The organism is Oscillibacter sp. (assembly GCF_028693505.1).
GTDB lineage: Bacteria > Bacillota > Clostridia > Oscillospirales > Oscillospiraceae > Oscillibacter.
This window is the reverse complement of sequence record NZ_JAQUVF010000016.1, coordinates 35906-55766: the sequence shown is the minus strand read 5'-3', so window position 1 is coordinate 55766 and position 19861 is coordinate 35906. Positions and strand designations below refer to the sequence as shown.

General features: G+C 47.6%; 24 protein-coding genes. 21 read left to right on the top strand and 3 right to left on the bottom strand.

Features of this window, described 5'->3' with window-relative positions:
- The 21 genes from PHI30_RS06585 to PHI30_RS06485 form a co-directional block, all read left to right on the top strand.
- Positions 1-455, top strand: a 455-nt coding sequence (locus tag PHI30_RS06585; RefSeq protein WP_300025593.1) for an HK97 gp10 family phage protein, incomplete at its 5' end; no start/stop codon positions are given.
- Positions 445-873, top strand: a complete 429-nt coding sequence (locus PHI30_RS06580) for a DUF6838 family protein (RefSeq protein ID WP_300025590.1) — start codon at positions 445-447, stop codon at positions 871-873. The genes PHI30_RS06585 and PHI30_RS06580, both read left to right, overlap by 11 nt.
- Positions 874-879: 6 nt before the next feature.
- The gene (locus tag PHI30_RS06575; RefSeq protein ID WP_300025588.1) at positions 880-1074 is read left to right on the top strand and encodes a hypothetical protein; all 195 of its coding nucleotides are present in this window, start codon (positions 880-882) and stop codon (positions 1072-1074) included.
- Positions 1075-1076: 2 nt separating this feature from the next.
- On the top strand, positions 1077-2396 hold the full coding sequence (locus PHI30_RS06570; protein ID WP_300025585.1) for a phage tail sheath family protein: 1320 nt from the start codon (positions 1077-1079) through the stop codon (positions 2394-2396).
- Positions 2397-2413: 17 nt separating this feature from the next.
- Positions 2414-2884: a phage tail tube protein gene (locus PHI30_RS06565; RefSeq protein WP_300025582.1), complete on the top strand. Its 471-nt coding sequence runs from the start codon at positions 2414-2416 to the stop codon at positions 2882-2884.
- A gap of 75 nt (positions 2885-2959) precedes the next feature.
- Positions 2960-3388, top strand: a complete 429-nt coding sequence (locus PHI30_RS06560) for a phage portal protein (protein ID WP_300025596.1) — start codon at positions 2960-2962, stop codon at positions 3386-3388.
- A 230-nt stretch (positions 3389-3618) separates the two neighbouring features.
- Complete coding sequence (locus PHI30_RS06555) at positions 3619-5721, top strand: tape measure protein (RefSeq protein ID WP_300025579.1); 2103 nt, start codon at positions 3619-3621, stop codon at positions 5719-5721.
- A complete protein-coding gene (locus tag PHI30_RS06550; protein WP_300025576.1) occupies positions 5721-6389 on the top strand; it encodes a LysM peptidoglycan-binding domain-containing protein in 669 nt (222 codons plus the stop codon). The genes PHI30_RS06555 and PHI30_RS06550 overlap by 1 nt, the downstream gene beginning before the upstream one ends.
- A gap of 13 nt (positions 6390-6402) precedes the next feature.
- A complete protein-coding gene (locus PHI30_RS06545; RefSeq protein ID WP_300025573.1) occupies positions 6403-7362 on the top strand; it encodes a hydrolase in 960 nt (319 codons plus the stop codon).
- Positions 7363-7375: 13 nt separating this feature from the next.
- Positions 7376-7732, top strand: coding sequence for a DUF2577 domain-containing protein (locus tag PHI30_RS06540; protein WP_300025570.1), 357 nt, complete (start codon positions 7376-7378; stop codon positions 7730-7732).
- 2 nt (positions 7733-7734) lie between these two features.
- Entirely contained in the window at positions 7735-8136 is a 402-nt protein-coding gene (locus PHI30_RS06535) for a DUF2634 domain-containing protein (RefSeq protein WP_300025567.1), read from the top strand.
- Positions 8136-9347: a baseplate J/gp47 family protein gene (locus PHI30_RS06530; RefSeq protein WP_300025564.1), complete on the top strand. Its 1212-nt coding sequence runs from the start codon at positions 8136-8138 to the stop codon at positions 9345-9347. Before PHI30_RS06535 ends, PHI30_RS06530 begins: the two co-directional genes overlap by 1 nt.
- The gene (locus tag PHI30_RS06525) at positions 9340-10041 is read left to right on the top strand and encodes a putative phage tail protein (protein WP_300025560.1); all 702 of its coding nucleotides are present in this window, start codon (positions 9340-9342) and stop codon (positions 10039-10041) included. The genes PHI30_RS06530 and PHI30_RS06525 overlap by 8 nt, the downstream gene beginning before the upstream one ends.
- 24 nt (positions 10042-10065) lie before the next feature.
- Positions 10066-12141: a hypothetical protein gene (locus PHI30_RS06520; protein ID WP_300025557.1), complete on the top strand. Its 2076-nt coding sequence runs from the start codon at positions 10066-10068 to the stop codon at positions 12139-12141.
- 340 nt (positions 12142-12481) lie between these two features.
- On the top strand, positions 12482-13585 hold the full coding sequence (locus PHI30_RS06515) for an RNA-directed DNA polymerase (protein WP_300025554.1): 1104 nt from the start codon (positions 12482-12484) through the stop codon (positions 13583-13585).
- A gap of 3 nt (positions 13586-13588) precedes the next feature.
- On the top strand, positions 13589-13843 hold the full coding sequence (locus PHI30_RS06510) for a hypothetical protein (RefSeq protein WP_300025551.1): 255 nt from the start codon (positions 13589-13591) through the stop codon (positions 13841-13843).
- Positions 13844-13863: 20 nt separating this feature from the next.
- Positions 13864-13980, top strand: coding sequence for a CD1375 family protein (locus PHI30_RS06505; protein WP_300025549.1), 117 nt, complete (start codon positions 13864-13866; stop codon positions 13978-13980).
- Between the two features lie 40 nt (positions 13981-14020).
- Positions 14021-14146 (top strand): CD1375 family protein, encoded by a 126-nt coding sequence (locus PHI30_RS06500; RefSeq protein WP_367186345.1) that lies wholly within the window; start codon positions 14021-14023, stop codon positions 14144-14146.
- A gap of 75 nt (positions 14147-14221) precedes the next feature.
- Positions 14222-14524 (top strand): hypothetical protein, encoded by a 303-nt coding sequence (locus PHI30_RS06495; RefSeq protein ID WP_300025543.1) that lies wholly within the window; start codon positions 14222-14224, stop codon positions 14522-14524.
- Positions 14521-14787, top strand: a complete 267-nt coding sequence (locus PHI30_RS06490; protein WP_300025540.1) for a hypothetical protein — start codon at positions 14521-14523, stop codon at positions 14785-14787. The genes PHI30_RS06495 and PHI30_RS06490 overlap by 4 nt, the downstream gene beginning before the upstream one ends.
- A 3-nt stretch (positions 14788-14790) precedes the next feature.
- Positions 14791-15558 (top strand): CHAP domain-containing protein, encoded by a 768-nt coding sequence (locus tag PHI30_RS06485; RefSeq protein WP_300025537.1) that lies wholly within the window; start codon positions 14791-14793, stop codon positions 15556-15558.
- Positions 15559-15880: 322 nt separating this feature from the next.
- Here the strand turns inward: PHI30_RS06485 and PHI30_RS06480 are convergent, their stop codons facing one another.
- The 3 genes from PHI30_RS06480 to PHI30_RS06470 form a co-directional block, all read right to left on the bottom strand.
- Positions 15881-17182 (bottom strand): HD domain-containing phosphohydrolase, encoded by a 1302-nt coding sequence (locus PHI30_RS06480; protein WP_300025534.1) that lies wholly within the window; start codon positions 17180-17182, stop codon positions 15881-15883.
- Positions 17183-17437: 255 nt separating this feature from the next.
- Positions 17438-18439 carry an FUSC family protein gene (locus PHI30_RS06475; RefSeq protein ID WP_300025531.1) on the bottom strand — a complete coding sequence of 334 codons (1002 nt, stop codon included), beginning with the start codon at positions 18437-18439 and terminating at the stop codon, positions 17438-17440.
- 115 nt (positions 18440-18554) lie between these two features.
- Positions 18555-19838: a DEAD/DEAH box helicase gene (locus PHI30_RS06470; RefSeq protein ID WP_300025528.1), complete on the bottom strand. Its 1284-nt coding sequence runs from the start codon at positions 19836-19838 to the stop codon at positions 18555-18557.
- Positions 19839-19861: the final 23 nt, after the last annotated feature.

Genomic DNA, 19861 nt, shown 5'->3' with positions numbered 1-19861 from the left:
TCTTCCGATCTCGCCGAACCCCCGTGGGCGAAACGATCAAAGAGGAAGGCGAACCCAAGACACTGAAGAACGGAAAGGTTAAAAAAACCTATATCACCACCCACATGGGTGGAACCCTGCGCCGTGGTTGGACGGCTAAAACGGAACAGGAAGCGGCAGCGGGAGGGGGCAACGCGGACGGCGTGACCTATGCGAAAAGCCTTCCCGTTGTTCATCAGGGCAACGAATTCATAATTGAAATCGTGAACCCGGTTCATTATGCGTCTTATGTTGAATACGGCCACCGGCAAACGCCGGGGCGGTATGTTCCGGCCATTGGGAAACGCCTGAAGGCCAGTTGGGTGAAAGGGCGGTTCATGCTGACGATTTCGGAACAGGAACTTCAAGCCCAATCCCCGGCCCTGTTGGAAAAGAAGTTGATTCAGTTTTTGGGGGAACATTTAAATGGTCAATGAAATCATTACAGGCGTTTCCCTTGGGCTGAACGGGGTTTTTGGGGACGCCTACGAAATTTATAAGGATGGCGTGGAACAGGATTTGAAAGAACCCTGTTTTTTTATCGCTATTCTTCAACCGCAATGGACGCCGCAACTGAACCGGCGTTCAAAACTGATTGTTCCCTTGGACGTGCATTATTTCCCGCTTGACGGCACGAATAACGGGGACATGATCAACAAAGCCGCCGACATTCTGACCGTCTTGGAGTACGTCACCCTTCCCAATGGTGACACGCTGCGGGGCTTGGATAAATCCTTTCAGATCATTGACGGCGTTCTTCATTGCTTTGTGACCTATACGGTTTATTTAGTCAAGCAGTACACCCCGCCCGAAATGGAAAGCGTGGATTCTGACGTTGGGGTGACGAAAGGGTGATTTTTTATGGCAACAAAGAACAAGCCCGTTGCCGCTGACGCTGAACCCGTTGAAATAAAGTTCAGCAAGGCCAAACTATTGACCTTCAAGCGGTATCGGAAGCGGGTTGACCTGTTGGCCACCCTGCTTAAAGATGGCGTGGAATACACTTTGGCGGACGTGGATTCCATCATCAACGATTTTATGAAAGGACGTGACTGAATATGGCTTTGGGCGGCGGCACCTTCTTGGTGCAAAACAAAGTTCTTCCCGGCAGCTATATCAATTTCGTCAGCGTTTCCAAAGCGTCCGCAACGCTTTCTGATCGTGGCTTCGCAACCATGCCCCTTGATTTGGATTGGGGCGCGGACGGCGAGGTTTTCACCGTCACCGCTGATGAATTCCAGAAAAACAGCCTGAAAATCTTCGGCTATGCGTATACAAACGATAAGCTGAAGGGCCTTCGTGATCTGTTCCAGAACATCAAGACCGGCTATTTCTACAAACTGAACACGGGCGGCGTAAAAGCGGCCAACAACTACGCAACGGCTAAATATACCGGCACCCGTGGCAATTCTCTGAAGATCGTGATTGAAGCGAATGAAAACAGCACAACCGAAAATCCGATCTATGACGTTTCCACGGTGCTGGATTCCTTGGTGGTTGACGTCCAAAAGGGCGTTACCGCCATGTCCGGCCTGACGGCCAACGATTATGTGACCTTTATTCCCACGGCCACCATTGCTTTGACGGCAGGGACGCCGCTGGCAAACGGCACGGACGGCACGGTTGCAGATGCTTCCTATCAGACGTATTTGGATAAGATTGAATCGTATTCCTTCAACGTCATGGGGTGCTTGGCAACCACGGACACGATCAAGGGCCTGTTCGCCGCGTTCAATAAGCGTATGCGTGATGATAACGGCGTGAAGTTCCAAACCGTTCTATTCAAATACAACGCTTTCGATTATGAAGGCGTGATCAGCGTTGAAAACGGTTTGGTTGGCGATCTTACCAACCCGGCCTTGATCTATTGGGCCACGGGAGCGGAAGCCGGTTGTCCGGTCAATAAGAGCCTGACAAACGCCACTTACACCGGTGAATACTCCGTTGATACGGATTACACCCAAAGCGAACTGGAAGCCGGGATTCAGGCCGGAAAGCTGATGTTCCATAAGGTTGACGATACCGTTCGGGTGTTGGAGGACATTAACACTTTCGTATCTGTGACGGACGCGAAATCTTCCGATTTTTCCAGCAATCAGACCATCCGCGTTCTGGATCAGATCGGCAATGATATTGCCCTTCTGTTCGGCACCAAATATTTGGGCAAGGTTCCCAATGACAACGCTGGCCGCGTAAGCCTGTGGAATGACATTGTGAAACACCACAACGATCTTCAGACCATCCGCGCCATTGAGAACTTCAGCGGTGATAATGTCACCGTTGCCCAAGGCACGGACAAGAAAGCAGTTGTCGTGACGGATTATGTGACGCCGGTGAACGCAATGGCCCAGCTTTACATGACCGTTTACGTTCAGTAAGAAAGGAGTAAAACGGTATGAACAATGTTATGAACGCCAAAGACGCCGTTTCTGCTTCTTTGGCACAATGCTTCGTGACTATCGAGGATAACCGCTATTGCTTCATGCAAGCGATCAACCTTGAAGCCAAATTTGACAAGAACAAAACAGAAGTTCCGATCCTTGGCAAAACCGGCAAAGGCAACAAGGCCACCGGCTGGAAGGGTACGGGTTCCGCCACGTTCCACTATAACACTTCGATCTTCCGGCAGCTGATGAAGCGTTACAAGGACAGCGGCGAGGACGTCTATTTTGACATTCAGGTAACGAATGAAGATCCCACTTCTTCGGTTGGCCGTCAAACTGTGATCCTGAAGGATTGCAATATGGACGGCGGCATTCTGGCCAAGTTTGACGCCGATGCTGATTATCTGGATGAAGATATGGATTTCACCTTTGAAGATTTTGAACTTCAGGAATCCTTCACCAATTTGGACGGCATGGTGTAATTCAGAAGGCCCGTCCGTTATTTTCAGCGGACGGGCCTTTTTCCATTTAATTCTATTTTAATTCAGGAGGTTTGAATTATGAGTATTTCCGCTTTTTTGGCACAAAACGCCCTTCCCATTGACAATGTGAAACACATTGTTTCTAAACGGTTCTTGGATGAAAACGGCCAGCCCATGGAATGGGAAATCAAGGCCATTGACAGCGCCGAGGATGAAGCGATCCGCAAATCCTGTACAAAAAGGATGCCCGTTCCCGGCAAGCGCAACCAATACACCAATGAAACTGACAGCAACCTTTATGTTGGCAAATTGGCCGTGGCCTGTACCGTATTCCCCAATCTGAATGATAAGGAACTTCAGGACAGCTATGGCGTTATGGGAGCCGACGCCCTGTTGAAAAAGATGCTGACGCCCGGTGAATATGCCGATTACCTGAACAAGATTCAGGAAATTTGCGGCTTCGACGTGGATTTCAGGGACAAGGTGGATGAAGTAAAAAACTAATCAGTGAAGGTGATGGTGAAGCGGCTATCGCTTACTTTTGCCTTCACGAACTTCATAAATGGCCACATGAATTTTTTGAATTGTCAGATAATGAACAAGCCGTGGTCGTGGCTTGTTTGGAAATTCGGGCAGATCGGGAGAAAAAACGGCAAAAAGAAATTGACGCGAAATCCAGACGGGGACGGCGGCATTGATCCGCCGTCCTACTTTTATCAAAGGTGGTGACTTCCATGGCAACCCTTAGAACGGCAATCGCCTTATATGACGGTATGACCGCCCCGCTGCAAAGCATGAACCGGGCAATGGGAATTGTTCTGAACAGCTTTGAAAAAATGCAAGCAGTATCGGGAAACGCCGTTGATACGGAATCCATTCAACAAGCGCGGGTGGAGTTGGCCAAAGCGGAAACCGCCTTTGATGGTATTGATGAAAGTATCCGTCGATCCCAACAAAATCAAAATAATTTTAACAATGCGATCCGAAACGGCGGTTCCGCCGCTGATGATCTTTGGAATAAAATCAAAGGCATTGCCATTTCTATTGGCGGGGTTATGGGCCTTCAAAAAGTCCTTAACATTTCTGATCAGCTTACCCAAGGAACCGCCCGGTTGAACCTGATCGTGGACGATGGCGGCAGCGTGGACGCTTTGGAAGCCAAGATTTACGCTTCCGCCCAGCGTTCCCGCGCCAATTATCTTGACATGATTCAAAGCGTTTCCAAATTGGGTGTGAATGCCGCTGATGCTTTCGCCAATAACGATGAACTAATTCAGTTTGCTGAACAGGTTCAGAAAAACTTCACCATTGCCGGAACTTCAACCGCTGAAGCGTCCGCCGCATTTCTTCAGCTTACCCAAGCTATGGCGTCCGGCGTCCTGCGCGGTGATGAATTAAGAAGCGTTTTTGAACAAGCGCCCACCCTGATTCAAGCCGTTTCAAAATATTTGGACGTTCCTATTGGACAAATCAGAGATATGGCGGCAGAAGGCCAAATCACGGCGGAAATTGTGAAAAACGCGATCCTTGCCGCCACCGATGAAACCAACGCCAAGTTTGACGCCATGCCCAAGACATGGGATCAAATTTGGACTTCTATGAAGAATCAGGCGCTTTTGGCTTTTCAACCGATTTTGCAAAAGCTGAATGAAGTTGGAAATTCTGAACGATTTCAACAGATGGTCAATGGCTTGATCAATGGCCTTTATACTCTGGCAGCTGTTGCCACCGCCGTGTTTGACGGTTTGGTGAGTGCGGCGGCTTGGGTATCTGATAATTGGTCTATTCTGGAACCTATTGTTTGGGCGCTTGTGGCCGCGTTTGTTGCTTATAACGTAGTTGGTGCCATTGTCAGCCTGATCAATGGCGCTGTGGCCCTTTCTGAAGGCGTCAAGGCGTCGGCCCAAGCCCTGGCAACCGGGGCCACCTTCGCTGAAACTGCGGCCCAATACGGCCTGAATGCCGCATTGCTGGCCTGTCCGTTGACGTGGATCGTTCTTTTGATCATTGCGCTGATTGCCGTTATCTATGCCGTATGTGCGGCAATCGCTAAATTTACCGGCGTGGCCACGTCCGGGTTTGGGGTGATCTGCGGCGGCGTTAACGTCGTGATTGCTTTTTTCAAGAATTTGGGCTTGTCCGTGGCTAACATTGCCTTGGGCATTTGGAACGCTTTAAGCGCCTGTGCCAGTAATATTGGCACCGCATTTCATAACGTGATCAGCGGCGTTCAATCTTGGTTTTACAATTTACTGTCCACCGCTTTGACGGTTGTGGCCGGTATCTGTGAAGCCCTGAACAAGCTTCCTTTCGTAGAATTCGATTATTCCGGCATTACCAACGCGGCCAGTGATTACGCCGCAAAAAGCGCCGCTGCGTCCGGCAATATGGAAGATTATACTTCTGTGGCCGACGCTTTTAATAAAGGCATGAACACATTCGACACCTATCAAAGCGGTTGGGCGTCTGATGCTTTTTCAGCTGGCGCGGCTTGGGGTGACGGTGTGGCCAATAAGGTTTCCGGCCTATTTAGCGGTGCCAATGATGCTTTGGGAGCCTATGACCTTGGAAATGCTGCGAACGCTACGGCAGCAAATACCGGCACCACGGCAGATAATACGGGGAAATCTCTTGACATTGCGGAAGATAGTTTGGAATACCTGAACGATATTGCGGAACGTGAAGCAATTAACCGTTTTACTACCGCTGAAGTTACGATCCATCAGACCAATGAAAATCACATTAACAGCGAACTTGACCTTGATGGAATCATGGACGGTTTGGCCACCAAAATGGTTGAAGAAGTTGACGTTTCGGCGGAAGGGGTGCATGACTGATGCCGTATAATTTTTATCTGGACGGCGTTCTTCTTCCGATCACGCCGGGGGCGCTGAAGCTGAAGATCAATAATCAGAACAAAACCATTACCTTGATCAATGAAGGTGAAATCAATGTTCTGAAAAAAGCCGGGCTGACTGAAGTTTCCTTTGAAATGAACATTCCTGCGGTCAGTTATCCGTTCGTCAATGGAACGCCCAAGACGCCGAAATACTATCTGGACAAATTGGAAGCCCTGAAAACGAATAAAAAAAGCTTCCGATTCATCGTTTCCAGAACCACCCCCGGTGGAAAGCTTCTGTTTGACACTAATTTGTCAGTTTCCATGGAGGATTACACCCTTGATGAAGATGCTAAAGCCAATGGAATGGACGTCAAGGCAACCGTGAAGCTGAAGCAATATAAACCTTGGGGAACCAAAGTAATCACGATTGAACAGCCGGTTGCAGCGGCTACCCCAAAAGCAACGGCCACCGCGACAAGGGACACCAGCACGGCCCCGGCAGTAAAAACCTATACCGTTCAAAAAGGCGATTGCCTGTGGAACATTGCCAAGAAATATCTTGGCAATGGTTCCCGGTATACGGAAATCTATAATTTGAACAAAGACAAGATCAAGAACCCAAATTTGATCTATGCCGGGCAAGTTTTAACCTTGCCTTCGTGAAAGGGATGAAACCATGACGGTGGAACTTCTTATTCAGAACGGTTCAAAAATCTATCAACCCGCCGTCGTGGAAGGAATCAGCCTGACCACCGAACGGAAGGGAACGCCCGGAAAGTTGACGTTCGATGTTGTGAAAGACGCTTCGTTAAACTTTCAGGAAGGAAACGCCGTTCGATTTACGGTAGACGGAACCAAAATGTTTTACGGTTTCGTGTTCATCAAAAAGCGTTCCAAAGCCAACACTATTTCTGTTACCGCTTATGATCAGCTGCGGTATTTAAAAAATAAAGATACCATTACCTATGAAGGGAAAAAGGCGTCTGAAGTGGTCAAGATGCTGGCCGATGATTTCAATCTTCAATGCGGAACGCTGGAAGATACCGGCTATGTAATTGAATCCGCCGTGGAGGAAAACACGGGCCTATTCGACATGATCCAAAACGCTTTGGACGTCACCCTTCGGAATACCAAGAAGCTTTATGTTCTCTATGATGATTTTGGAAAACTGACGTTAAAAAACGTTGAATCCATGAAACTGGATTTGCTGATCGACGCTGAAACCGCTGAAGATTTTGATTATGCGTCCAGTATTGACGATCAGACCTATAACAAGATTAAGTTGATCTATGACAATGATAAAACCGGCAAGCGTGAAATTTATATTGCGCAAGACGGCAGCAACATAAACAATTGGGGCGTCCTGCAATACCATGAAGCCCTTCAAAATAATACCGGGGCCGCTGCACGGGCCACCGCTCTATTGGGCTTGTACGATAAGAAAACCCGAACCTTGACCGTAAAAAACGCCTTCGGTGATCCCCGCGTTCATGCCGGTTGCGCGGTTGTGGTCAATCTGAACCTTGGCGATATTATCACGAAAAATTACATGGTAGTTCAAAAAGTTAAGCATACGTTCACCGAAAGTGAACACCTTATGGATTTAACCTTGATTGGCGGTGAATTCATTGCCTAAATTTCTTGAAACTGTGAAAACGGCAGCGGTGGACGCCGTAGAAGCCGGAAAGCCGGTCAACGTTGTATTTGGAACGGTTGTTTCCGCGTCCCCGTTGAAAATCCAAGTAGATCAAAAATTAATCCTTTCGGCCAAAATGCTGATTCTCGCCCGAAACGTTACGGACTTTACAGTTTATGAAACTGTAAACCACCAAACTGAAGATACGGGCGGGGGTTCCGGGGACGCTGCTTTTGAATCCCATCATCACGCCTACGCGGGAAAAAAGGCGTTTCAAATTCATAACGGCTTGGCCGTGGGGGAAAAAGTTATTCTGATCCGCGTTCAGGGCGGTCAAAAATACTTGGTCATTGACCGATTGGGGGCTTGAACATGATTCCTGAAGTATCGGATGATCTGCAACAGGATTTTGAATTTGCGGAATTTCCAACCAACACCTTCAAACTGAACATCAGTCAAAGCACGGTTGCCGGACATGTGGATAATATTGAAGCCATGAAACAAGTCATTTACCTGATCTTGAACGTGGAACGATATGAATACCTGATCCACACTTGGAACTATGGCGTGGAACTGAAGGATTTATTTGGGCAACCAATTTCATTCGTACTTCCTGAAGTGAAGCGCCGGATCACGGAAGCGTTGCTTCAGGATGAACGGATCACCGCCGTTGATGATTTTGAATTTGAAGTGAACCGTGGAAAAGTTCACGCCACCTTCACGGTCACAACGATATTTGGTGACATTCAAACAGAAAAGGCGGTGGAAATCTAATGTATGAAAATATTACTTATGAAAGCTTGCTGAAATCCATGCTGGCCGTGGTCATTGCCAAGAACGCCAACGTGGACACCCGAGAAGGTTCATTGGTTTGGTATGGCCAAGCGCCTTCGGCGGTGGAATTGCAAAACCTTTACATTCAACTTGATACAATCCTGAATGAAACCTTTGCCGATACTGCAAGCCGCCCTTATCTGATCCTTCGGGCAGCTGAACGGGGGTTGACGCCTTATTCCGCCACAAAAGCGATCTGCAAGGGGGAATTTACCCCCACAACGTTGGAACTGGCCACGGGAACCCGATTCAGCCTGAACGATCTGAACTATAAAATAACCGAAAAGATTTCCAACGGCGTTTATAAGCTGCAATGCGAAACCGAGGGTGAAAAGGGCAATGAATACGTCGGAACCCTGATCCCGGTGGAATATATCAATGGTTTAGAAACCGCCCAGCTTACGGAAATCTTGATCCCCGGCGAGGATGAAGAAGATACCGAGGTTTTCCGGCAGCGATATTTTGACAGTTTGGACGCCCAAGCCTTTGGCGGAAACGTGGCCGATTACAAAGAAAAGGTCAACGCCATTTCCGGCGTGGGGGGCGTCAAAGTTTACCGCGAATGGAACGGCAATATAAAACCGGCTGATCTGGCCCTTCCTACGGATTATGCGACATGGTACGCTTCTTTAACCGATGTTCCGGCAGCAATTCAAACGTGGCTTGCTGCGACGTCTACGGCGGCGCAAGACGGGCTGTTGACGGTTGGCGGGTGTATCAGGTTGGTTGTGATTGATTCCACCTTCAGCAAGCCTTCCATGGCCCTTGTGGACTTGGTTCAAGAAACTATTGATCCGGCGTCCGCTCATGCTGAAGGTTTGGGCCTTGCTCCTATTGGCCATTTTGTAACGGTTGAAGGCGTCAATAACACGGCGGTGAATATTGCCGTAACAATTACGTACCAAAGCGGTTGGACTTGGGACGATGTAAAATCATATGCCCAAAGCGCCATTGATGCCTATTTGCTTGGCTTGTCTAAAGGATGGGCAAATTCCAATGATCCATTAGTGGTAAGGATCAGCGGTATTGAAACCACGCTTTTAGCCTGTCCGGGCGTGGTTGACGTTGCCGGAACCACAATCAATGGCACGGCGGCGAACTTGATTCTTGGGGCCAATAATATCCCAATCCGGGGTGAACTGAATGGATAGACAAATCATAAATTACATTCCCCACGTTTTAAGGGCCGTTCGTGAAATGAAGGCCCTTACCGATGGCCAGCAATTCGCCCTTGATCAAGCGTGGGACGCGGTAGATCAAGGGCTAAATGATCAGTTTGTTGATACGTCCAGCGAATATGGTCTTTCCAGATGGGAAAAAATTCTATCCATTACCCCGAAAGGAAGTGAAACGTTAGATTATCGGCGGTTCCGTATAAAAGCGAGAATTGACAACGATTTTCCCTATACCATCAGTTTACTGAATTCAAAAATGGATTCTATGTCTAATGGTTTAGACTTCATTGTTGAAATTGAAAAAGGAACCTACCTGTTGAATCTAACCACCTATTGGGATCAGGCCGGACAGATCGACGCCCTTAAAATTGTATTGGATGATATGATTCCATGCAATTTGGTTATCAATTCCATAAATAAAATTTTGTCCATTCCCCCCGCTGAAACTAAGTACATTGCAACGGGAATGACCGTTTGCGATAAAATCAACCTTTCTGACGCTGGAAATATTTATGCTTCACTTAATGAAACCAAGAAGCTGATCGGTGTGGTTGGGCAATGTGATATTGTTCATCTTTCTGATGCCGTAATCATGAAACCGGCCATAAGCGTTGAACACAAATTGGCAACCGGCATTGTTTATGCTGAAGCAATAAATATTTCAGACTAATAATTTTTGAAAGAAGGTTTTCTAATGGCAGAATTCAGAACCATGATTCCGACGAACAAAGGCCGTGATTTGATTGCAAAAATAATCGCGGGATCGTCCGGGGTTCAATTTACCCGCGTCGTTACATCTTCCACGGTGTACACGGATGATCAAATTCCAGCGCTTACAAGCATTTCCAATATCAAACAAAGCGCTGCCATTTCCAAGGTTACAAAAGTAAACACCGCCACGGTGAAAATTGAAACAGCCTTGGATAATACCGCCGTTACCGTTGGGTATACTTTGGCCACAATTGCGGTATATGCCATTGATCCTGATGAAGGTGAAATTCTCTATGGTGTTTCCGGCGCTTCGGTAACTGGATATGTACCGGCATATAATGGCCTTACCGTGTCCGGGGTATATGTGACTTTGACCACGGCGGTGACAAATGCCAGCAATGTCAGTTTAACGGTTGATCCGGCAGCGACGGCCACAATTGCGGAAATCCAAACGCTGGAAAATGAAATTTCCGATATTAAAGGCTATATTGGATATTCTGACACGTCCATTTATGGGGCGGAAGTTGACTATACCAATAAAACCTTCACTCGTTTGGCCGGGGCAATCGGAAAAACGCCGGGAAGCTCATTTGATTCAATCCCGTGTTTCGGTGGGCGTAAGCGTTGCATTATGACCGACGCCGGGATTGTTTTGGCTTATTACGGTGAAACCGGCTATACCGAAACTGGTGCGTTGATCGTAGCAATCACCAAGAACAATGTCAATTACCCCGTTGGGACAAAAGTTCAAGTAATGGTTGAACAACCTAAATTTTATTACAAGGTTGTTCCGATTACCCTTAGTAAAATTGAATTCGCAGAAGTTGACACTATCGCCGTAACTGCGGGAGCGTCGGCGGCTGGAAACTTAACGATCACCCTTGACGGTATCGCCTTCACGGTTGCCGTTTTGAGTACGGACAATACAGCGGCTTTGATTGCCGCGAAAATCAGAGCGGCAACCTTTAGCGGCTGGACTGTAAGCGGAAGTGGAACATCTGCAATTTTTACTTGCAACAAAACCGGCACAAAAGTCACGGCCACTTTCGACGGGGCCAGCACCGGGGTTACTGCAACGGTTACGAAAACGATGCCGGGATATATCGGTAAAGGCCACCACATGAGAAAAGCCCGGTATTACGTTAGCCCTTATCAGCAAGCCGGATTTAAAATTCATCCCGCGTTTGTCTGCAACGGTAAAGTGAATAATTACATTTATCTTTCCGCTTTTGAAGGAACGATCTTTGATACTTCAGTCGGGGCCTACGTTTTGAACGATGATGTGACGGCGGACTTCACCGTGTCTACGGGGGATAAGCTTTCTTCCATCAATGGGGCAAAACCGGCCAGTGGACTTTTGAACACCTTAACCCGCGCAAATGTCCGAAAGTTAGCTGAAAATCGCGGAATCGGGTGGGAACAACAGTTAATCCAAACTATGGCCATGACCGAACTTCTGTTCACCATCGAATATGGTTCTATGGACATGCAATCCAAATTGGGCGTTGGGGTAACCAATAAAACAGACGATGGCACCACGTCCATGACTGAAATTACCGGAGCTACCGCAACCCTTGGAAATGCAAGCGGTTCTGTAACCAACACCAACGGGTTCAACGTGGTTTCTTATCGCGGTGAAGAAAACTTTTATGGCAACATTTGGAAATGGGTTGACGGGATCAACATCAAAAATGGGCCGAACCTTGGCTATGTATATGTAGCCGATCATTCGTTCACAGATGATACGGACGCTTCCCCCTATTCTGACGCGGGAATCAGCGCCGCCCAAGTCAACGGGTACATTTCGGCGTTTGCTTATAATGAATCCTTTGATTGGCTGTTCATTCCGTCTGAAACAACTGGAAGCAGCGCCCTTCCCGTGGGGGATTACTACTATCAGGACATTGTAAATTCCGGCTGGCGGGTTTGTGTATTGGGCGGTAATTGGAGTAGCGGTTCTTATGCCGGTGGTTTCTATGTGTTTCTGGGTAACGGTTCCGGTAATCGTGATCGGCGTATCGGCGGGCGGCTTGTGTATATTCCTTCTCTTGTAGCTTAATCAATTGTGGGTAAAACAGACCGCTTGACTGATTATTCATAAAAAAAAAGAAACTAAGTTTGTAAATTAGGCAGTAATTGGAATAACAGTTCTAATGCCAGTGGTTTCTATGTGAATCTGAATAACAGTTCCAGTAATCGTAATCAGAATATCAGCAGGCAGCTTGTAAATGCGCCATGGTTTGCTTGAACGCCCCCTTTGGATTCAACATTCAAAGGGGGTTTCAATATAGTTCGTCTGTTTTACCCTGCCACTTGGCAAAACATAAAATCTAAGATAAACCGTATTGGTAAATTTTATAATTGAAGGTTCGGTTAATCGCATACACAAAGGAACGCAAATGAAACGGTATGGGCATTTGTGGGAACAGGTTTGTTCAATTGAAAATTTAAAGCTGGCCCACCAACACGCGAGAAAGGGAAAAGGTTGGTATGAAGAAGTAAAAGAAATTGACAGTGATCCAAACCGATATTTGGCAAATCTTCAAGAAATGCTTTTGAACCATACGTTCAAAACTTCTTCCTATGAAACGTTTACCAAACAAGAAGGTGGAAAGCTAAGAACTATTTATAAATTACCGTATTTTCCAGACCGCGTGGCACAATGGGCAATCCTTCAGGTAATCGAGCCGGTTCTAATAAAGAATCTTGTTTCATTCACTTATTCAGCCATTCCAAACCGTGGAATCCATAAGGCGTTGACCGATATTAAAACGGCAATCACTAAAGATGCCCAAGGAACCCGGTATTGCCTGAAGTTCGACATTCGGCACTATTATCAATCCATTGATCATGACATTTTAAAAACCAAATACAGAACCCTGTTCAAAGATCGTGATTTATTGGAATCTTTGGATGAAATTATAGACAGCATTGACACCGCTGACAATGATGATCTTATTCGTTTACAGGCAACCGCCGCTGATCACAAAGGGCTTCCGATTGGGAACTATCATTCCCAATATGGCGGAAATTTTTATCTTTCATCCTTTGATCATTGGATGAAAGAAAATAAGCGAATTCGGCATTATTTCAGATATATGGACGATGTTGTTATTTTGGCAAGCAGCAAAGAAGAACTTCACGCTTTGAAAACTGAAATAACTGAATACCTTTGGACAAAACTGAAATTAACCCTTAAACCAAATTGGCAGGTGTTCCCGGTTTCATCCAGAGGTATTGACTTTGTCGGTTATCGTATTTTTCCCGGCTATACACTATTACGAAAATCAACTTGCATACAGATGAAGCGAAAAATGAACGGAATATTGGCCAAGCTGCAACACGACGGCGAAATGTCTTATTCAGAATGGTGTTCGGTTAATTCATATCACGGTTGGTTGATCCATTGCAATGGGTTTCGATTATCCCAAAAATATCTTGAACCATTACGGCCCTATTGCGATCAATATTATTTAAGCAAAATTAAACGAAAGGCAGGGTAAAATATGAAAAACTTTGGAGTTGTAAAAAGCACCGTGAAACCTTCTTCTTTGGCGATTGATGATTCCAGCGTGTGGATTAGCAGCAATATCACCGAAATTACGGAACCGGTGGGAGAAGATACGTTCACCGGGTATCAGTATGAGTTGATCCAGTACAGCAAAGATGAATACATCCAATTACTGGACACCCAAATGACCAACACACAACTTGCGTTGGTAGATGTTTACGAATTGGTTACTTCAACTACTACCGCATAAGAAAGGAAAAGTGAATTCGTATGACTAAAATCTATGCTGATCTTATCCGAAAGGGACTGAAAACAATCAATGACGTCCCCGAAAAACTGAAAGCTGAAGTTCAGGCCATTTTGGATAGTGAATCCAATGTGGTCTGATTTTTTGCTTAAAATTTTCTTCAGAAAGGAAGTGACTGAAATGGCTGTTATTTATGCAACCCTGATCGTCAAAGGCAAGAAAACCATCGATCAAGTCCCGCTTACGATCAGGGATCAGGTAAAGCAAATCTTGATTGATCTGGAATGCCCCGAATTGGCCGAATAACACCCTATCCGGCTTTCCCCCTGTCGGTTCCTAATACCGGCAGGGGGCCATTTTTTTGAAGAAAGGAAGGATGTTATGACGGTTGAAGTTGCTCTTTTGATTTCAGGTTTATCGCTTGCCTTCTCCATCTTTTTTGGTATTTCTACCCAACGCCGGAGCGCCAAATCAGATGATAAAAAGGACGCCACCGAAATGACAACCGTGATTGTCAAGCTGGAAAACATTGGAACAGGAATCACCGAAATCAAATCTGAAATGACCAACGTAAAGAATGACGTTAAAGAAGATCGGGAACGGCTCATTCGGGTGGAGGAATCCGCCAAGCAAGCCCATAAACGCTTGGATGATATTGTAAAGCCCTATCAAGTAAAAGAATGAAAGAAGGAAAGTTTATGTCAACAATTATAAAGAAATTATCCAGCCGCAAATTATGGGCCGCTGTGGTCGGTATTGCTACCGGCCTTGGTCTTGTATTCGGTTTGGATGAAGGGATCATTAGCACGGTTTCCGGCGCTGTGGTTGCTGTAGCGTCCGTGGTGACGTACATCATCACTGAAGGGAAGATTGATTCCGCCGCCGTGAAAAAGGCCGTGGAAGGCGTACAGAACGCCGTGGAAGCTATTACTAAAGAAGGTGAATAACCAATGACGGAACAACAGCTTAGAAACTTGGTTGTTGAAACTGCCCAAAGCTATCTTGGTTGTAATGAACAAGATGGAACCCATAAGCAGATCATAGACCTTTATAATTCCCATAAACCTTTGGCGCGGGGTTACGCTGTGAAATACACTGACGCTTGGTGTGCCACGTTTGTTTCTGCGGTATCTATAAAAGTTGGTCTTACTGATATTATGCCTACTGAATGTGGTTGTGAAAGTATGATCCAACTCTATAAGGCCCATGACGTCAGCCAATGGGAAGAAGATGAAAGCGTTACTCCGCAAAAGGGGGACGTTATTTTTTACGATTGGGAAGATACCGGGGCCGGAAATAACACTGGTTCGGCGGATCACGTCGGTATTGTTGCGGGCGTGATTGGAAGCACGATCACTGTCATTGAAGGGAATTATTCTAATTCTGTAAAGAAAAGAACCCTTCAAGTTAATTCAAAGTACATCAGGGGCTATGGTATTCCCGGTTATTATACAAAATCTGAAATGGAGGATAATGAAGAAATGCCTAACATTGAAACGTTGACTGAAGATCAAATCACGGCCCTGTGGGGAAAGCTTATGGCCCCTTTGAAGGATAACGACGCTTCGACATGGAGTGAAACAGGTAGACAATGGGCCATGGACAATGGTATTATTCTTGGTGATGGAACCGGGAATTATCAATGGGAAGCGCCTTTAACCCGTGAAGCCATGTGTGTCATGATGTATCGGTTTGCTCAATTCATCGGTAAAGCGTAATGCGCGGCAAACATGAACGAAAAGAAGCGTTTTCAAAAACGCTTCTTCGTCAGGATAGTTTACTAATCTGGATCATTACGATTTCATATATCGTGCTGGCTTTTTACTGTGTCCATAAAGGATTCACGGCTTCGTTGCCTTGGTTAACGGCGCTTCCAAGTGTAGCTTGGGGCGCATATGCCGTAAGCCAAAATGCGTATTATAAGAAGTCCACGGCGGAAAATACCAAGGATGGAATTGTTTTTGAAAGCACAATGAACCCGCCGTCTAACGTTGATCGAGATTGCTAAACATGGGCTAAAATAATGTTTCTAATGTGTTTCTAACCTACCCGCGACAAGCGACGCTTCACGGGTTGAAAGTTCAGTATTTCCGGCCTTTCTGCGCGTTGCGGGGCTTCAAAATTTATGGTACCATACAACCGGATGATCGGATCACGGCTGGTATCCGTCACTGACAGGATTTCATCAAAACGGCTGATCATGATTTCACACGCCGCCGCACATAGCTGGCCTGATTGCATCATGCGGCGCAATATATCCACAGTTTTTTCCTTTGAAAAAGCTTCTTTATAGCTTCGTTTACTGGTCAGGGCACTGACAATATCCGCAACAGCGACGATCTGCTGCGGCATCGTTAACTGCGCTTCTTTCAATCCCTCCGGATATCCGCTGCCGTCCAATTTTTCGTGGTGACGGGAAGCAATTTTAACAATTTCCTCATCCACCAGTCCTTCGATAATTTCATGCGTATACGCAACATGCCGCTTCATGATCTCCATTTGCTCCGAAGTCAGCCGGCCCTGAAATTCCAAAATGTCGGGACTGATGGCTACTTTGCCGACGTCATGAAGCATCGCTCCCAAATAAAGCTTTTTGATTTCCTCAATGGGGAGTCCCAGGCATTTACCCAGTTCCAGACTGATGGCAGTGGTATTCATGGTATGCGTCACAGTATATTCACTGCGGAAATCCACGGAAAACACCATCATTTTGAGATATTCAAAGGCTTGCTCCACTGTCAGATCGAGCTGTTCCACCGCCTTTGTAACGGTTTCACGGTAATTTCCGTTTCTCAAATTCTCCGCAATCTGGTTCGGATCGGACTGAAAGAAAAGCTTCACATATTCCGGGTGAAAGCGCTTGCCGCTATGCTTTAAAATAAGGCTGAAATCGCGCTGACCGGCGTCGGTGACATTCAAAATGTCAATCCGATCTGCCAGGCAAATAAGCCCCGCGTAATTGAGATATTGACTATCCGTTTTATCGTAATCACGGTAATCAAGATGATGATACAAAATTGCTTCGGCTTCGTCACCAATCGGGGACATATATTTTAAGAATAAGTACCCATAGATAGCATGGCTCCAGACAGACCCGCTGTCAAAAGAAACCATTTCATCAATTTCTTCCGTTTTATAAGCGCCAACATCATGTAGCAAACTAAGAATGAGAAGCTTGTCTTGATCAATGTCAAGCGGTGGCTGCGCATGTCGCAGCATTTCTAAAACGATATAGGCAACGCGCTCTCCGTGGTCAACCAATCTGGGATCGAAATAAAGCAGCATTTTTTCGATTACGGAAATGATTTGCGATTTATGAATGAACGATAGACTTTCTTTCATTATGCCAGATCCTCTCTGCCCCACAGGATTATATGGAAGGCAGCATAGCGCCTCTGCGGCTCGACGGGTTTTGCCCGGTACGCATGCACCTCTGCATGAATTGAATTTCACACAGCATCGTCCATGGCATTTGCCGCGATAGCAATGATGGAGCAAAAAATTCCATTCCCTCTCCACCGCTGCACCGCCGAAGCTGAACCTTTTTTAAGACCGACCGCTGGAGCGCAGAAGCCGTCCCGGCAGTTTTTCATGGGATCAAGCGACTCTCTGGCGCCGGTGGTCCAATCGGTCGAATACCCGATTGAACAGGAAGAGGCTCACCAATGTCACAGCCGCTCCGATGAGGTTGTTGCCAATGCGGGTCAGAACAGCGGCCTTGACGGGCAGCATCAGCGTGGCGGTGACCAGTGCGCTGAAGGAATTATAGACTGTTTTGATAAAATAGGAGGTGATGAACATGGACAGAAATCCCGCCAGCAGCACCACCGCCGTCTGGTAATCGGGAGGGATCAGCCAGCCAAACAGCGCCATGAACAGCACGCACCCCAAAATAGTGGCCGGAATGCGCATTCGCCGCCGCCGCATCAAATCGTCCTCAATGGGCGTCATCAGAGACAGCACGGTGAGATTCACCCACATGCTTTTGGGAATGCTCAGCAAATCACCGCAAAGCATGGTCACCAGCAGCGTGACCAGCAAGCTCAAAGCCCAGCGCTCCCACTGATTGTCCAGGGAAAATGGGGCAAGCAGCACCGTGGGCGCATCGTGCCCGCAGCTTTTCCGACTGCCCAGCCAGTGCAGCAGACCGATCACGCAGCCGATCACGGTCAGGCTCACCATCCGCTTGACAAACAGATCGCCCGTCACATCATAGCCGCGGAACATCAGATACCCCATAAAAAAGGGCAGATATGCGCTGTGGGTGGCATCCCGCCGGGTAAACAGCAGCGCGGCGCCCAAAAATATCGCATCCACCGCCAACCCCACCAGAGGACTCCATGTGGAGAGCTTGGCGCACAGCCCCATCAAAACCAGCAGCACCGGCACCAGCAGGGCGCTGTATTTAGCGTCCATACCGAAATCCGCCTTCAGGAACATCAGCAGTCCCATCAGCAAAATCACGCCTACGATGCTGTTTTCTTTTCCAAACCACGTGTTGTAGCCGTTGATAAAGAGGACACAGAAGAGAAATACCGGCAGCTTTTCCGCAATCCCTTTTAAAACGGCGCAAATTTTTTCCTTTGTCAATTTTATCACCGGAAAACAGGATACCATGGGAATTTATGTCTGTAAAGGTCAAATTTGTAAATAAATTGCGGCATACTGCGGCAAATCAACAGCCGGCGGGCACCCACAGGTCCTTGCCTCCGTTTTACGGATGTCGCCTTCCGCGCTTTTCCGTTCGAGCGCCTCTGGCGGCAGACGGCTGCCGTTTGGGCGCGTCCTGCTTGTCCCCGCGCAGTTTCACGGACGGGGCGGCTGTCCGCCGCCGGTTCGTGCCCGGCGCTGTGCGGGGCTGCTTCACCGTCTTTTGCAAAACCTCCATGGGCCACTTCGACGTTTCCCGGGGAAGGGCCTTCCCTGTCAGCTTTTCGATATCCTCCAGATAGTCCAGCTCATCATAGTCGCAAAAGCTGATGGCGATACCGCCCAGTCCCGCCCGACCGGTTCTGCCCACCCGATGGATATAGGTCTCCGGCTCATTGGGCAGTTCGTAGTTAATCACATGGGACAGTTCCGGCACGTCGATGCCGCGGGCGGCAATGTCGGTGGCGACCAGCACCTTGATTTTCCCGCTTTTAAAGCTGCTCAGGGCCGTTTGCCTTGCGGTCTGGCTCTTGTTTCCGTGGATGGCCATGGCCTCAATGCCCGCCTTTGCAAGATCCTTCACCACGTCATTGGCGCCGTACTTGGTTCTGGTGAAAACCAGAGCGCTGGTAACGCCCTGCTTGAGCAGATTTTGAAGCAGAAATTTCTTGTTTTTCTTGTCGATCAGATACACACTCTGCTGTACGGCAGTAGCAGTGTCTGTAACGGGATTTGCCTTTACTGTTACAGGCGCGTGGAGCATGGTGTGCGCCAGCGTCTCAATCTCCCGGGGCATGGTGGCGCTGAAAAGCAGCGTCTGGCGCTGCTTTGGCAAAGCAGCCAGCACCTTTTTTACGTCCCGCAGAAAGCCCATATCCAGCATCCGGTCCGCTTCGTCCAGCACAAAAATCTCCAGCCCAGCCAGCTTTACGTAGCCCTGCTGCATCAAATCGCACAGACGTCCCGGCGTTGCGATCAGGATGTCCACGCCGCGCCGCAGCGCCGCTACCTGCGGCTCCTGCCCAACGCCGCCAAAGATGGCCGCAGAGCGCAGGGGCAGGTTTTCCCCATAGCTTTGAAAGCAGTCCAGAATTTGAATAGCCAGTTCTCTGGTGGGTGTTAAAATCAGCGCGCGCACCTGCTTGGCCCGTTCTTTGGACAGAATCTGGAGGATGGGCAGGGCAAAGGCGGCAGTTTTTCCGGTGCCGGTCTGTGCGCAGCCAATCAGATCCCGTTTTTCCAAGAGGTATGGGATCGCCTGCTGCTGAATGGGGGTGGGCTCTATGTAGCCCTGACGCGAAATGGCGGCCAGCAGCGGCTGGGAAAGTTGCAATTGCTCAAAGGTCATGAAAACGATTCTCCGTTCTGGTG